This window comes from Streptomyces sp. NPDC057854 (genome assembly GCF_042797055.1).
GTDB lineage: Bacteria > Actinomycetota > Actinomycetes > Streptomycetales > Streptomycetaceae > Streptomyces.
Genome location: NZ_JBHVMF010000029.1, coordinates 14,034 through 28,650 on the forward strand (window position 1 = coordinate 14,034; position 14,617 = coordinate 28,650).

The window sequence follows — 14,617 nt, forward strand, 5'->3', positions numbered from 1 at the left end:
CACCTTACCGGCGGCGCCGCCGGAACCTCGATCGCGACGAGGCGGAGGCGCCGCCTTTGCGACTCACCTCACGCCCGTGTCACGCGTCGCGTCCGGTGGGGTCGATGAGCCCGCGCAGCCCCTCGGCGATCACCTCGACGTCGTCCTCCTCGCCGGTCGCCACGGCGATGACCAGGCGTTCCGCGGCGTCGATGTCCGGCCGGAGGTGGACGCCGTTCATGGCGAGGAACGTGACGCAGGACAGCCAGGCCGTGCGCTTGTTCCCGTCGACGAACGGGTGGTTCACGGTGAGCGACTGGAGCAGGGCGGCGGCCTTGGTCACGAGGTCGGGATACGCCTCCTCGCCGAACATGGCGGCCGACGGGCGGTGCACGGCCGAATCGAGCAGTCCCGCGTCCCGGAGGACGACCTTCTGGTCGTCGACCGCGTGGTCGGCGACGACCAGGACGTCCTCCGTGGAGAGGTAGACACAGCTCACTTCAGCCGCTCCATCAGCTCGTGCCACTTGGACGCCTGCTCCATGGCGGTCTTCCGCACGATCGCCTCCTGGGCGGTGCGCGCCAGGTAGTCGTCCACGGCCCGGAGGAGTATCGCGTGCATGCTGACGCCCTCCTGCTCGGCTCGCGCCTTGAGGGCTTCGGTCTGGTCGTCGCGGAGACGCAGGTTCATGGCCATACCAGAATGGTACCGCCATGGGGTCAATCTGGTACTGGTTATCGGGGCGCCGCCTGCAGCCGCGTCGCCACCCACGCCCCCGCCGCCGCGACCGCGGCCATCGGCAGGAAGACCGCGGCGAAGGCGCCGGGATGCGACGCCCGGTCCGCCGCCGAGGCGACCGCGTACCCGACCGCCCCGCCGCCGAGCGCCGCGAAGGCCGCCCCGCCGGCGGCGAGCAGCAGCACGTTCGACAGCCCGTCGGAGATCTGGAGGGCCGCCGAGTTCGCACCCGCCTCCTCCGGCGGCGACAGCTTCATCAGCAGCACGCTCGTCGAGGCGATCACCACGCCCATGCCGAGGCAGCCGAACCCCCAAGCGACGGCGACCACCCACACCGGCACCGCCGGCAGCAGCACGCTCGGCGCGGCGGCGATCGCGGCGGCGACCAGCAGCATCCCCAGCACCACCAGCCTCTCCCGGTACGGCTCCGTCCACGGCCGCGACTGGATCCACGAGCCGAGCGCCCAGGTCAGGCCGCCCAGGGCGAGCGACAGCCCGGCGAGCGTGGGGCTGAGCCCGCGCTGGGTGACGAGCATCAGCGGCACGAACGACTCGGCCGCGATGAACGACCCGGCCGCCACCCCGCGCAGCAGCACCACGGACGGCAGACCGCGCGCGGCCCGCACCGTGCCGCGCGGCAGCAGCCCCCGTACCGCCGGCACGAGCAGCGCCGCGCCGGCGACGGCGGGCAGCAGCGACAGCCAGCGCAGCTCCTGCCCCGCGTACTGGAGGAGCCCGGCGCCCGCCGAGATCGCGAGCGCCAGCAGGATCCGCCGCCGGTCCCAGGCCGCGACGGGCGCCGACGGGTCGGCGGGCCCGGAGGCGGTCCGGCGTATCGCGGGGAGCGCGAGGGCGAGCGGCAGGACGACGAGCACGGGGATGCCGAGGAAGACCCACCGCCACCCGAGGTGCTCGGTGATCGTCCCGGCGGCGAGCGGCCCGACCACGGACGGCACGACCCAGCTCGCGGCGAACGCCGCCATGATCGCGGGCCGCAGGTGTTCCGCGTACGCGCGGCTGACCACCACGTACAGCGCGACGATCACCAGCCCGCCGCCGAGCCCCTGCACCGCGCGCCCGAGGATGAACACCCACATCGCCCCGGCCGTCCCCGACAGCGCCAGCCCCGCCGCGAACGCGCTGATCCCCGCCGTCACCGGCGCCAGCGGCCCGCGCCGGTCGGACCACTGCCCGGCGACGACCATGCCGAAGAGGCTGGTGGTGAAGTACGCGGAGAACGCGAACGCGTACACCCCCACCCCGTCCAGCTCCCGCGCGGCGACCGGCATCGCGGTCCCGACGGCCGTCGCCTCGAACGCGATCAGCAGCACGACGGACACGATCCCCACGCTGAGCGCCCGGTGCCCGGCATCGAGCACGGACCCCCGGGCGCGCGCGGGCGGTCCGGCGACGGTCTCGACATCACGATCACGGGGTTCAAGCGCACTCATGGCCCCAGGGTAAGGGCCGTATCCAGATATGACCCCTGTCGCGAGCCGTATCCGTCCCTCCGCCCCCGGACGTACGCCTCCTACTCCGGCAACGCCTTGAACACCGGCTCCGCCTCCAGCCCCGCGTCCTCCGCGCACCCGAGCTTCCGCACGACGGCGAGGGTGGCGGAATGCAGGATCGTGAGGTTCGCTTCGCGGATGGGGACGGTGTCGGGGAGCTCGGACCTACGGAAGGTGAGCGAGCTCTGCATGCGGGCGGGACGCTTGTCGGAGCCCTGGAACTGGGGACTGACGCAGGACACGACGAGGCGTGCGCCCTGCGGTCCGGCCAACGCTTCCGCCCCCATGGCGTACGGATGAAGATCCGCCGCGTGCCGGTCCCACAAACGGCCCTCTTCCCTGCGAAGGCGCACCGTGATCCTGATCCCGTCGGTGTTCCCCGGGTGGTCGACCCGGCACAGGGAGCGCCCCTGGGTCCACCGCGGAAACTTCGTATAGTCCTCGGCCAGCTCGCCCGCGACCCGCTCCAGGCCGCCGCTTCCGGCCGGCCTGAACCGCTTCGTCCCCAGCACACTCTCCAGCGCCCGGGCCGCCTCCGGCGACAGCGTTTCGTCGCACTGCAGCGCGGCCGTGACGCGCGCGGGCTCCGGCTCTTCCGTCCCACCACACGCACTGAGGAACAGCACCGCGACCACCCCGGACACCGCCGACCTGGCAAGCCTCCGCACGAAGCCCCCTACTCGGGCAACGGCTTGAACGCCGGCTTCGCGTCGAGCCCCGCGTCGTTCACGCAACCGAGCTTCCGGACGACGGCGAGGGTGGTGGAGTGGAGGATGGTGAGGGTGGCCTCGCGGACGGGTACGGTGTCGGGGATCATGTTCCAGCCGACCCTCAAGACGCCCCAGATCCGTGCGGGGCGCTTCTCGGACCCCGGGAACCGCGGGCTGACGCACCTGACGTAGAGGTGAGCGCCCTCCGACCCGGACAGCGCTTCCACGCCCATGTCGTACGGGTGCAGACCCGTCGAGTGCTCGTCCCCGTGGAGGTTGATGTCCCTCCAGAATCGGTACTCGACGGTGACCCGGTCCAGCCCACCCGTGGACGGGCTCACTGTGCACAGAGAACGCCTGGGTGTCCGTCCCTCGGACACGGGGAAATCCGCGACCAACTGGCGTGCGACCCGCTCCAGACCGCCCGCCGGAACGTCCCCGAACGACTGCGTCCCCAGCACCGTCTCCAGGGCCCTGGCCGCCTCGGGCGACAGCGTGTCGTCGCACTGCTGCGCGGCTGTGACCCGCTCCGGTTCCGGCTTCTCCGACCCGCCGCAGGCAGCGGCAAGGAGACACACGGCCAGCGCGAGGACAGCGGTCCTCCGCGTGCTTGCCGCGGACTTCCCGGACAGCCTCACGCGATCACCCTGTCTCCGGCCCGTGGCCGATCTGCCCGGCAAGCAAGTTGCCGTCGGCATACCCGCCTCTCACGGCCGCCTCAAGGTCCACCTCGAAGTTCTCGCTCCCCTGGCCACGGTGCGCCTCGGCGAAGTGCTTCACCGGAGAGCCGGCGCTGTGTCTGCCGTCCCGGTAGACACTCTCCTTGTCCTCGTCGACCCTGTCCTCCGTCGCGTCCTTGTACTCCTTGTTGGCCTTCTCGGACCAGTCTCCGACGACCACCCCCGCCAGCGTCTCCAGAGCGCCGGAGCCTGTGTCGACCGCAAGCGGGACGAGGATCGCGGCAGCGCCTGCGGCAGCGGCGGTGGCCGGGAGAAAGGCGACACCCGCTGCGATGGCGGCAGTCGCTCCGAACTGCACCCACGCGCCGCGCTCTTCCTGCGCCTTCTCGTAGTCCTCGATGGCCTTCTCGCCCTCGGCCTTGATCTGCTCCGCCCGTGCCACATCCAGTACGCCCTGGAGTTGTGCCCCGGTGACTGCGGCCCTGACGGCTTGGGGCTCGTTGATCCGCCCGTCGGGCCCGGCCTGCGCCTCCAGCACGCTCACCGTATGGAGACGATCCGCCGTGGACATCGTCGCGTACGCGTCCGGATGCTGCCCCAGAACAGACAGGAAATCGACGGCGGCCCCCTGGCCGAACTTCGGGTGGAGAGCGGCGATGTCGGCGGCTTCCCTCAGCGACTTGCCCGCTACATCCGGCGCGAACGGAGAGGCGGGACTGTTCTCGGACAACGCCCAGCTCAGGTCGTCGATGTATCCGGCGCCCATGACTCCCAGGCTGTCGGCGAGCGCCGAGTGGTGCTTCTTCACGAGCTCGGGGTCGCCCCCGTACGTCGCCACCACGTCCGACATGATCTCGGCCGTCGTGGCGTCCCGGTGCAGTTCGGGGCGAGGGTCGTCCCACGCGTGCCCCAGCGTCGCCGCCTCCAGCGCGTGCCCCAGCGCGTCCGGCATGTAGTCCTTGGCTTTCGCGGCGTCCTCGCCGGGGGTGTGGTCCGCGAAGGACGCGTACTTCTCGTTGGCGAAGAAGTCGAGGTACTCCCTGACCGCCTTGCCGTCCTTGTCCTTCCCCAGGTCCAGCGTCCCGCCCACGCTCCCGTCCCGTTCGTACGCCGTCGGTTTGGCCGAGAAGAACTCCTTCGCGGCCTCCGGGCTGTGGCCCAGGGCCTCCAGGACCGGGATCACCGGGTCGAAGCCGTGGCCGTTCGTGCCGGACGGGTTGAACGTGCCCTGGGCGCGGGGGCCCATCGTCGTGCGGTCGGGGCGGAAGAGGTCCGGTTCCTTGGCGTGCAGCTGGGTGACGTGTTCGGCGATGGGGACGAGGAACTTCGGGTGGTAGTCGCCGTGGCGGAGGAGGCCGCCGAGGAGCTGGTAGCCGTACGGGCCCGTGCCGTCGGATCGGGACGGGAGCGGGACCCGTTCCGTGCCGAGCTTCCGCAGGTCCGCGGACCACTCCCTGGCCCATCCCTCGTCGCCGCGCGTGGCGTTCGCGAGGTTGAGGCCCAGGTTCCGCTGGAGGGCCTGGACGTCCGCGAGGCGTTGCTCGTCCCGCGCCTGCGAGCCCTGGCCGCCGGTGTCGGCGGTGAGTTCGCCGAAGAACTCCAGCGCGCCCCTGCTGCCGAGGCGGTCGTAGAAGGTACGGGAGAACCAGCCGACCTTCTGGTTGTCCGCGAGCAGTTCGTTGAGCTGCCGCAGCTCCGCGTGCGTGAGGTCCCGGCCCTTGCGGGCCAGCGCGACCGCCCGGTCGGCCTCCTCGGCGTCGAGGCTCCGGTACTTGGGGGCGCTGAAGTCGTGCGCGTCCTTCGTGATGTCGGCGCGCAGGGCGTTGGCGCAGGCCAGGTCGGCGTCGTCGCAGCGTTCGACGACGGCGTCGACGCGCGCCTGGAGGGCCGCGATCCGCGCGTTCTCCTTGCGGGCGGCGAGCCCGGCGTCCGGGTCGTGGCGGGCGGCCTCGTCCTCCCTGACCGGTTCGCGCGCCTCGACCGTGCCGTCGGCCCGTACCACCAGTCCCTGCCCGGGGGCGTCGGTCTCGACGATCCTCACCAGCTCGTCCCTGGCCTTCTTGAACGTCCGGTAGCCGTCCTCCAGGACCAGGTGGATGCCCTCGGCCGCCTTCGCCGCGTCCGCGAACTCCTTGGCGGTCTTGTCGATGAACGGCTTCGTCACCTCGGCGTTCAGGCCGCTCCAGTCCTCCGCCCGGGTCTGGTCGGCCATCGTCCGGCGGGCGTCCTCGGCGAGCGCGTCGAGCTTGCGCTTCATCTCGGACCAGCGGTCCGCCGCGTCCTTCAGCTTGCCGAGCGGCGCCCGGTACACGGCGTCGAAGGTCAGCACGGTGTACCCACCCCCCTCTCACGGGAACCAACGGGAATCACTTGAAGCACTCGCTGATCTTGGACACGGAGAGGGAGGCGGCGATCTCCACGTCGTCCTTCGCGTGCGACGCCACGCTGTAGTCGAGGTGGTTGGAGATGTGCGCGACCGCGTGCAGCAGGGTGCGGAGCTGGAAGCCCCACGTCTGCTGGACGGTCTGCAGCGCCCCTCCCGTACGGAACCCGTGGGCGGACAGCGCGGTGGCCGCCTCGTGGCCGTCCATCCGCGCGTGGTTGCCGTCCCGCGCCAGCCGGCCGTGCAGCTCGTACGCCGCGTGGCCGATCGCCCCGAGGTGGTCCTGCTTCACGGACAGGTCCACACCGGGACTCCACCGCCCCGGGTCGGCCGGCGCCTGGTTCAGCCGCATCGCGGCGGCACCCTTCGCCGCGGCCCACTCGTCATCGAAGGACACGTCGCTCCCCGTCCGCCAGTGAGGCCCCGGAGTTTACGCACGCACACGACCACGCACAGACGTACGCGTCGAGATCCGGCCGCACGCGGATCGACGGGCCGCCGTGCCACTGCCGGAACGTTCACTCCCGCGATCCGCGCCCCGCGCCCGCGCCCGACTGTGAACGGCGTGTGGCAGCGCCATTGCGGTCCCGTGGCACACCCCAGCTCCCCCTTGAGCCCCCTCCGCACGGCCCCTAACGTCGTTCTCGTCGCCGCACCGCGCAGGAGCGAAGAGCGGCAACACGACCGTGTGCCCGAGTGGTTCAGGGGCTCGTCTGCAAAGCGAGTGACGTCGGTTCGAATCCGACCACGGTCTCCGGAAGCGGTGCCCCACACCTGTGCCTACGGGTGTGGGACACCGCTCGTACGAGCGACAAGGCGGCCTCAGGGTCGCCCGCGCCGCCACTCGGCGTCAGGGGTCGTCAGGCGCCTGACCAGAACACGGGCCAGAAGCCGGACGGCGGTTTCGTCCTCCCGAACCCGGTGGACGTGCTCGCGGTGGGCGTACACGTCCCTGCCCGGGCCGCTGCCGCCCGCTTCGTGCCAGAGGAACACCGCGTCCGACTCCTCCGTGATCACGCCCTCGCAGCCCCGGCAGAAGCGCAGCGTCCCGGTCATCCCTCACCGCCGAGGTGCACGTAGTGGTCCATCAGAGCCATGACCGCGCGGGCGAGCCTCCGCGTGTACCTCAGGGCCCACGGAGAGCCCGCGGCGACCGGGCGGGCCCTGAGCCGACGCTGGGCCTCCTCGACAGCCGCCAGGGCGCCGACACGGGCCACGTCCCCCTTCGGATACCTGCCGGCCGCCTCGGTCACCTCGGGGACGAGCAACAGGAGCATCCCGCGGAGCGCCTGGGTGACGCTGTCCAGATCATCCGGGGGCAGGCTCTCCGCAGCGCCGCCCAGCGCTCTCAGGGCTGTCTCCCGCATCGTTCGCGCATCGAGCGGGGTCGCCCGCTCGCGGGCCTGGTCGGGGATCTGCCGCGCTGCGCCCTGGGCGGTGGCGTTCACGTGTCGACTCCTTGCGGTCGGCCGGGCTCCGGGGCGTTCACGCGTGCACCGGAGCGCTGGTCTCCCATGCAAGCGGCCGGATCGACGGGCCGACAGGGACGGAACGTCCTAGTTCCTGCCGCTTAGCCGACGACTCCCAGGAACGCGGCCAAGGGGCGGAGGCCAGGCGGGTGGTTGGGGAGCGACCACAGGTCGCGGACGATCGCGACGGCCAGCGTGTGGTGCTGCATCCACGCCGGTGCCACCTTGCGCAGGGACTCCAGTGTCTTGACCGCTCCGGTCGCGTCGCCGATGTCCGTGTGGGCTCGCGCCACGTCCAGGAGCAGCCACGTCCGCCAGGACGGCGGGGTGTCCTTGCTCAGCCGCATGCCCTTGGCGAGCGCCAGCGCGTCGTGGGGGTGGCCGTACTGGACGGCGAGGCGTACCCGTTCGATGCGGACGGACGAGGGGCTGAACACGCTCACCATGCGGCTGTCGCCTCCGTCCGGCAGCCTGGAGACGCGGCCCGCCTCCTCCTCCGCGTGGCACATGAGGTCCGCCGCCCGTCCGTAGTCGCCGCTGCGCGCCGCCGACGTGGCGGCGCTCATCGTCAGCGCGCCCCACACCTTCAAGCCGTCCGCCGTGCCGGTGAGGCCCGCGCCCTTCATGTCGTCGGCGGCGCGGAGGGCGATGGCCAGTGCGTCCGCAAGTCGCCCCTGCCGCTGGTACGTCCAGGCGATGGAGTTGACGAGCATGGGGAGCAGCAGCGGGTTCGAGGAGCGGACCGCCGCGTCGGTCGCCCGTTCCAGGCCGATCAGCGCGAGGTCCGTCTTCCCCATGCGCACGGCGACGTGCCCGGCGAGCTGGAGGGCCTTCCCCAGGGCGGCGTACCCCTCCTCGCGTTCCGCGGCATCGGCGGAGGCCGTCAAGGCGCGGGCCTCCGCGATCAGGCCGGGCAGCGCCTGCATGACCGCGTCGAACTCGGCGGCGTGGTAGCGGGTCCAGCCGTCGGCGATGCGCTCGCGCAGGTCGTCCAGGGAGAAGCCGGCGGCCGGCTCCCGGGGTTCGGGGCCCCAGAGAGCCGGCATGACGGCGCGCCGCACCGCCACGAACTTCGGCCCGTCGCTCTCGCCCGTGGACGAGACCGCTGGCGGATCTCCCAGCAGCGTCGTCAGTTCCACGCCGAGGCCGTTCGCCAGGGCGTGCAGGGTGGGGAGCCGTGCCGAGTGCTTCCGTCCCTGTTCGAGCTGGCGGATGACGTCGACGGAGACGTTCGAGCGCTCCGCCAGCTCCTCCTGGGTCAGCCCCGCCAGGCGGCGCAGACGACGCAGGGTCTTGCCGAGGTCTTCGGTCGTCACGCCGCCACGGTACGCCGCCCGGGCGGGTCGCCACCGCGAGCCGCCTGATCTTCCCAGGCGGCTCGTGGTGTGTCACAGTCCGCCGCATGGACGAGAGAGTCAGACGAAGAGCCGGTGTTCTCGCGGGAGTCGGGCTGGCCGGGTGGGTGGTGCCCGGGGTGGGCATGGGGGCGGAGACGGCCGATGTGCTGTTCTCCTGGGTGGTCGCGAGCGTCGTGCTGGTGGTGCTGACCCAGCTGGTGTTCATCGGGCCTTCGGGGCGGGTTCCGGCGCGGATGCTCGCCGTGTTCGGGGCGCTGGGGTTCGTGCAGGACGCGTTGATCTGGTGGCTGTTGTCCTGGCTGGGGCCGCAGGTGTCGGAGCTGCGGGTGGACGGGTGGGCGGCGGTTCTGCTCGCCGCGCTGGTCACCCGTACCGCCATGGTCGTCGCCTCGCAGCTGACGTCGCGGACCGAGATCGCGGCGGACTGACGGCGGGGGCGTTCCGCCGCCTCGGTAGGCTCGTGCCCGCCCCGTCGCCGCGGGGCGTGGACGACGGCGGGGGGACGCACAGGTGGAGACGGCGCGGGGGCGGGGGGCTGCCGGGGCGTCCGGGCGCATCGGGCCGTACCGGCTGATCACCCGGCTCGATCCGCCGGGGTCGCCCGCCCTGCCGTGCCGGCGGTTCGTGGCGCGCGGCGCGGACGGCGGGACGGTGCTGCTCGGCGTGGTGCGGTCCGGCGGCGACCCGGTCGCGTTCGCCGCCGAGGCGGAGGCGGCGCGGCGGCTGCCGGCGCCGTGGTTCGAGCCGGTCGGGCGGGTGTCCGGGGCCGGGGAGCGGCAGGCGTGGTACGCCTCGCCGTTCCGGCCCGCGCTGCCGCTGCCCGTCGCCCTCGCCGTGCACGGCGGGCCGCTGCCGGAGGCGACCGTACGGGCCGTCGGCGCGGCGCTGGCCGAGGGGCTGGCCGCCGCGCACGCGCAGGGGTTCACGCACGCCGGGGTCTCGCCCGCCGCCGTGCTGCTGACCGCCGACGGGCCCCGGCTCGGCTGCCACGGCGCGGTGCGGGCCGCCGGGCCCGACGGCGTGCCGCGCGCCGGTCTGCCGGGGCTCGACCCGGGGTCGCTCGCGCCCGAGCAGGCGACCGGGGGCCGGCCGCGCCCGCCGGGTGACGTGTTCGCGCTCGGCGCCGTCCTCGCGTACGCCGCGACCGGCCACACCGTCCCGGAGAGCGCCGAACTGCCGCCCGCCCTGCGGGCCGCCGTCCTCTCCTGCCTCACCCGCGACCCGGCGCACCGGCCCACCGCCGCCGCCCTGCTGTCCGCGCTGGCGCCGCCGGCCCCGCACGCGACCGTGCTGAACTCCGCCGCGTCGCTGCTCGCGCCCGGCTGGCTGCCCGGCCGGGTGGTCGCCGCGCTGGCCCGCCAGTCCGCCGAACTCCTCGCGGCGGAGACGCCTCCGGATCCCGGCGGCGAGGCCGCCCGGCACCTCGCCGGGCTCCCCACGCAAGCCGCTGCCCCTGCCCCTCCGCACGCTCCCCGACGGACCTGAAGCCGATGCTGTCGCCCCTGACCCACGACGACCCCGCCGCGATCGGCGCGTACCGGCTGCTCGCCCGCCTCGGTTCCGGCGGCATGGGCACGGTCTATCTGGGCCGCTCCCCCGGTGGCCGTACCGTCGCGCTGAAGACGCTGCACGCCCGGCTCGCCGCCGATCCGGTGTTCCGGGGGCGGTTCCGGCTGGAGACGGACGCGGCCCGGATCATCGGCGGGCGGCACGGCGCGGCCGTCGTGGACGCCGATCCGCTGGCGGAGACGCCGTGGCTGGCGACCGAGTACGTCCTCGGGCCGCCGCTCGACCAGGCGGTGCGGCTCGGCGGGCCGCTGCCCGAGCCGACGGTACGGGCGCTGGGCGCGGCGCTCGCCGGGGCGCTCGGGCGGCTGCACGCGTCGGACGTGGTGCACCGGGACCTGAAGCCGTCGAACGTGCTGGTCACCGCGTACGGGCCGAAGATCATCGACTTCGGCATCGCCCGCGCGGCCGGCGACGACCACCTGACTCGCGCGGGCTCGGCGGCCGGCACCCCCGCCTACATGTCGCCGGAGCAGGCAGGCGGTCTCGAACACACCCCGGCCGGCGACGTGTTCGCGCTCGCCGGGGTGCTGCTCTTCGCCGCCACCGGCCACGGCCCGTTCGGCGCCGGCTCCCCCGCCGACCTGCTGTACCGGGTCCGGTACGCCGAGCCCGACCTCACCGGCCTGCCGCCGGCGCTGGTCCCGCTGCTGTCCGCGTGCCTGGCGAAGGACCCGGCGGCCCGCCCCACCACGGACGTGCTCACGGCCCGGCTGCACGACGGGCAGGGCGAGTTCGCCGACCACCTGCCGCCGGTGGTGCTGGCGGACATCGCCCGCCGGGCCACCGACGTGTGGCTGCCGCTCCCGGACCGGCTGCCGGCCCCGGAGGGCGACCCGTACGCCGAGACCCGGCCCGCCACCCCCGCCGCCGACGGCCGCCGCCGGTCGTCGCGCCGCCGCTTCCTCGCGCTCGGCGGCGGTGCGCTGCTCGCCGCCGCCGGGGCGGGCGGCGCGCTGTTCGCGACCCGCGACCGGGAGGCGTCCACCGGCGCGCAGCTGCCGAAGGCCCCACTGCTCGGCGACGCCCCCGACTCGCTCTGGAACGCGAACATGGAGCTTCCCGACGCGGCCGACGAGCGCGGCTTCCCGCTGGTGGCGGGCGACCGGGTCGCGGTGCTCGCCGGGCTCGGCGTCGTCTTCACGGACGCCGGCTCGGGTGAGACGGCGGGCGTCTGCACGGTCGACACCGTGTGGCGGGCCCTCGCCACCGACGGCCGCGAGGTGTACGTGGTGCCGCGGAAACCGGAGGCCGTCCACCACGACCTGGCGGTGCACACCGTCGACACCGGCCGGTACGCCCTGCGGCAGCCCGGCGTCCGGGTCCGCGGCCTGAACGCGAACATGTGGACGACGCAGCTCGGCTGCGCCGCCGACGGGGTCGTGTACCTGGCGGGCGCCACCGGGACCCGCGCCGACTTCGGCGAGGCGGCGATCGTGGCCGTCGACGTGCGCGGCGGGCGGGAGCTGTGGCGGACCCGGCCGGTCGATCCGCGGGAGGACACCCCGCCGTTCCTCGGCGCGGCGGTCCGCGACGGGCGGCTCGTCGCCTTCGAACGCTCCGCCGACCTGCAGAACTTCGCGCCGCCGCTGCTGGTCGTCCGGGACGCCGCCACCGGCGCGGTCCGCTGGAAGCAGCCGGTCCGCTGGGCGTCCGAGCGCCCCTGCCTGGACGGCACGCACGTGTACGTCGGCGGGCCGGACCTGGTCGCGTACCGGCTGGCCGACGGGAAGGAGGCGTGGCGGCTGCCGGGCACCGGCAGCGACCCGTACGCGGCGCCCGTCCTGCGCGACGGCACCGTGTACACGGTGTCGGAGCAGGGCGCGCACGCCGTCGCGGCGGACTCCGGGAAGGAGCGGTGGCGGGAGCGCGCGCCGCAGGACAACCCACCCGCGTACCCCTCGGAGCAGTACCTCGCGATCGGTCCCGGGCACCTCTTCTACCGCAGCCGGCTGGGCCTGGCCGCGGTCGACCTGGCGACCCGCGCCCGGTCCTGGGTGTACCAGACGGACGCCGGGCATCTCGTGGAACTCCCCGAGCGGAAGCGGATGTTCGGCGTCGCCTCGGGCTCCCTGCTCGCCCTCCCCCTCGACTGATCCGCCTCTCCCGGCCCCGCGACAAGGACGTGACCCGACCATGAACCCCCTCGGCTACGGCGACCCGCTCCGGCTCGGGCCGTACCGCCTCGTCGGCGTGCTGGGCGAGGGCGGCATGGGCAAGGTGTACCTCGCGGCCGGGCGGGACGGCCGGCCCGCCGCCGTGAAGGTGCTGCGCCCCGAACTCGCCCACGACCAGGACCTGGCCCGCCGGTTCGTCCGCGAGGCGCACACCGCGGCGGCCGTCGACAGTCCCGGGGTGGCGCGGGTCCTCGCGGCCGAGGTGGAGGGCGGACGGCCGTGGATCGCCACCGAGTTCCTGTCCGGGCCGACGCTGGAGGAGGCCGTCGCCCGGTACGGGCCGCTGGACGAGACGGCGGTACGGCTGCTGGCGGCGGCGCTCGGCGAGACGCTGCGGGACGTGCACGCGGCCGGGCTCGTGCACCGGGACGTGAAGCCGGCGAACATCGTGCTCACCGCCGGCGGGCCCCGGCTCATCGACTTCGGCATCGCCCGCCCCGAGCACGGCCTCACCCTCACCACCACCGGCCAGATCCCCGTCACGCCCGGCTACGGGGCGCCCGAGCAGGTCCTCGGGCAGCGGGTGACGGGCGCCGCCGACGTGTTCTCGCTCGGCGCGGTGCTCGTGTACGCGGCGACCGGCCGGCGCGCCTACACCGGGTCGCACGTGGCGGCCGTGCAGTACGCGGTGGTCCACGAGCGGCCGGACCTCGGCGGGCTGCCGCCCGCGCTGCACCCGCTGATCGCCCCCTGCTTCCAGCACGATCCGGCGCTGCGCCCGGCGCCCGCGCGGATCGCGGCGGCGTTCGCGCCGGGCGGCACCGGCGGCCGGCAGGCGAAGGCGGTGTGGCGGCAGGGCCCGCTGCACGCGGAGGCGAAGGCCCGGGAGGCGGAGATCCGGCGGCTGACGGCGGCCACCGTCGTGCCGCGCGCCGGCGGCGACGGGCCGGCCGGGCCGAGCCGGCGGCGGTTCCTCGCCGCGTGGGGCGCGGGCGGCGCGCTGCTGCTCGCCGGGGGCGGCGGCACGGCCTGGTGGCTGGCCGGTCCGGGGGAGGCGGCGCCGCCGGCGGCGGGCGACGCGCCGGACGCGGCGCTCCTGGAGGGCACGAGCGCCGGCATCCTGCCGAAGCCGCTGTGGGGGCCGCTGGAGGCCGCCGCCTCGGGGCCGCTGCCGACGCCGGTGGTGCTGCGGGACGTGGTGGTCTTCGCGGCCCGGGACGGCGGCCTCACCGCGCTGCGGGTGGTCGACGGCACGGCGAAGTGGACGCACCGGCAGCTCGCCGCCCGCGCCGGCCAGGTGGCGGTGAACGAGGACGAGTTCGCGTGCGCGGACGCGTCGGGCCGGCTGTCGGTGCGGAACGCGTCGACGGGCGAGGAGGCGTGGGCGGTGGACGGCGCCGAGGCGGCGCTGCTGCTCGCCGCGACGCCGGAGGGCGTCTACTTCCTCACCTCGGCGGGGCGGCTGCGGGCCGTGGACACGGCGGGGCGGCGGATCCGCTGGACGGTGGACTCGGCGGAGGACCCGGCGGGCGCCTCCGTGCCGCTCGCCGCGGCGGGCGGCGGGCGGCTCGTCGTCTCCGGCACGAACGGCGACCTCACCGCCGTGGACACGGCGGACGGGCGGACGGCGTGGCGGGTGCCGGGCAAGTCGTCGAAGGCGCTCCAGCCGGCGATCGAGGGCGACACCGTGTACGCGGGCGGCGAGGTGCTGAGCGCGTTCGCCCTCCCGGACGGGAGGCGCCGCTGGGAGGAGAAGGGGTACGGCGACTGGGGACCGCCGGTGCCCGACGCGGACGGCCTGACGGTGACCAGCGGCGGGCTGGCGTACCGCTACCGCAAGGACGGCACCCGCACCGACCTGTGGATCGTCACGCTGGTCAGCCCGTACCCGTCGATGCAGCCGCCGGTGACGCAGGGCGACTGGATCTGGGTGGTCGAGGGCAACCACACGGAGGCGGGCGTCTCGGCGCTGTCCCGGTCCGGGAAGGACCGGGTCTGGACGTACGAGCGGGACAACCCGGGCCCGTGGGCGGTGGCCGCCGCCGGGAACCGGGTCTTCCTCCTCAGCCGGGGCAGGATCGTGGCGATGCCGACGGCCTGACGCCC

14 protein-coding genes and 1 tRNA gene are annotated in these 14,617 nt (G+C 74.5%); 5 read left to right on the forward strand and 10 right to left on the reverse strand.

Features of this window, described 5'->3' with window-relative positions:
* Nucleotides 1–79: 79 nt before the first annotated feature.
* The 7 genes from ACFVQZ_RS31650 to ACFVQZ_RS31680 all read right to left on the reverse strand — a co-directional run bounded on the left by ACFVQZ_RS31650 (nucleotide 80) and on the right by ACFVQZ_RS31680 (nucleotide 6,398).
* Nucleotides 80–478, reverse strand: a complete 399-nt coding sequence (locus tag ACFVQZ_RS31650; RefSeq protein ID WP_383628194.1) for a type II toxin-antitoxin system death-on-curing family toxin — start codon at nucleotides 476–478, stop codon at nucleotides 80–82.
* Nucleotides 475–675: a ribbon-helix-helix protein, CopG family gene (locus tag ACFVQZ_RS31655; protein ID WP_030496898.1), complete on the reverse strand. Its 201-nt coding sequence runs from the start codon at nucleotides 673–675 to the stop codon at nucleotides 475–477. The genes ACFVQZ_RS31650 and ACFVQZ_RS31655 overlap by 4 nt, the downstream gene beginning before the upstream one ends.
* 38 nt (nucleotides 676–713) lie before the next feature.
* Nucleotides 714–2,168 carry an MFS transporter gene (locus ACFVQZ_RS31660; protein ID WP_383628197.1) on the reverse strand — a complete coding sequence of 485 codons (1,455 nt, stop codon included), beginning with the start codon at nucleotides 2,166–2,168 and terminating at the stop codon, nucleotides 714–716.
* 80 nt (nucleotides 2,169–2,248) lie between these two features.
* Entirely contained in the window at nucleotides 2,249–2,863 is a 615-nt protein-coding gene (locus ACFVQZ_RS31665; protein ID WP_383628199.1) for a hypothetical protein, read from the reverse strand.
* A 41-nt stretch (nucleotides 2,864–2,904) separates the two neighbouring features.
* Nucleotides 2,905–3,576, reverse strand: coding sequence for a hypothetical protein (locus ACFVQZ_RS31670; protein ID WP_051788179.1), 672 nt, complete (start codon nucleotides 3,574–3,576; stop codon nucleotides 2,905–2,907).
* A gap of 4 nt (nucleotides 3,577–3,580) precedes the next feature.
* Nucleotides 3,581–5,947: a hypothetical protein gene (locus tag ACFVQZ_RS31675; RefSeq protein ID WP_383628201.1), complete on the reverse strand. Its 2,367-nt coding sequence runs from the start codon at nucleotides 5,945–5,947 to the stop codon at nucleotides 3,581–3,583.
* A gap of 37 nt (nucleotides 5,948–5,984) precedes the next feature.
* The gene (locus ACFVQZ_RS31680) at nucleotides 5,985–6,398 is read right to left on the reverse strand and encodes a hypothetical protein (RefSeq protein WP_383628203.1); all 414 of its coding nucleotides are present in this window, start codon (nucleotides 6,396–6,398) and stop codon (nucleotides 5,985–5,987) included.
* 285 nt (nucleotides 6,399–6,683) lie between these two features.
* Between ACFVQZ_RS31680 and ACFVQZ_RS31685 the strand changes: the two genes are divergently transcribed.
* Nucleotides 6,684–6,755 (forward strand) — tRNA-Cys (locus tag ACFVQZ_RS31685).
* A 68-nt stretch (nucleotides 6,756–6,823) separates the two neighbouring features.
* Here ACFVQZ_RS31685 and ACFVQZ_RS31690 read toward each other — a convergent pair.
* The 3 genes from ACFVQZ_RS31690 to ACFVQZ_RS31700 all read right to left on the reverse strand — a co-directional run bounded on the left by ACFVQZ_RS31690 (nucleotide 6,824) and on the right by ACFVQZ_RS31700 (nucleotide 8,786).
* A complete protein-coding gene (locus ACFVQZ_RS31690; protein ID WP_383628205.1) occupies nucleotides 6,824–7,057 on the reverse strand; it encodes a hypothetical protein in 234 nt (77 codons plus the stop codon).
* Nucleotides 7,054–7,449, reverse strand: coding sequence for a DUF6415 family natural product biosynthesis protein (locus ACFVQZ_RS31695; RefSeq protein ID WP_383628207.1), 396 nt, complete (start codon nucleotides 7,447–7,449; stop codon nucleotides 7,054–7,056). The genes ACFVQZ_RS31690 and ACFVQZ_RS31695 overlap by 4 nt, the downstream gene beginning before the upstream one ends.
* A 122-nt stretch (nucleotides 7,450–7,571) precedes the next feature.
* Nucleotides 7,572–8,786: a helix-turn-helix domain-containing protein gene (locus tag ACFVQZ_RS31700; protein WP_383628209.1), complete on the reverse strand. Its 1,215-nt coding sequence runs from the start codon at nucleotides 8,784–8,786 to the stop codon at nucleotides 7,572–7,574.
* Nucleotides 8,787–8,872: 86 nt separating this feature from the next.
* Between ACFVQZ_RS31700 and ACFVQZ_RS31705 the strand changes: the two genes are divergently transcribed.
* From ACFVQZ_RS31705 to ACFVQZ_RS31720, 4 genes are all read left to right on the forward strand, one after another.
* Nucleotides 8,873–9,256, forward strand: coding sequence for a hypothetical protein (locus ACFVQZ_RS31705; protein ID WP_321193280.1), 384 nt, complete (start codon nucleotides 8,873–8,875; stop codon nucleotides 9,254–9,256).
* 82 nt (nucleotides 9,257–9,338) lie between these two features.
* Nucleotides 9,339–10,313 (forward strand): serine/threonine protein kinase, encoded by a 975-nt coding sequence (locus ACFVQZ_RS31710; RefSeq protein ID WP_383628211.1) that lies wholly within the window; start codon nucleotides 9,339–9,341, stop codon nucleotides 10,311–10,313.
* Nucleotides 10,314–10,318: 5 nt separating this feature from the next.
* On the forward strand, nucleotides 10,319–12,490 hold the full coding sequence (locus ACFVQZ_RS31715; protein ID WP_383628213.1) for a protein kinase: 2,172 nt from the start codon (nucleotides 10,319–10,321) through the stop codon (nucleotides 12,488–12,490).
* A 40-nt stretch (nucleotides 12,491–12,530) separates the two neighbouring features.
* Nucleotides 12,531–14,612, forward strand: coding sequence for a PQQ-binding-like beta-propeller repeat protein (locus ACFVQZ_RS31720; protein WP_030496907.1), 2,082 nt, complete (start codon nucleotides 12,531–12,533; stop codon nucleotides 14,610–14,612).
* Nucleotides 14,613–14,617: the final 5 nt, after the last annotated feature.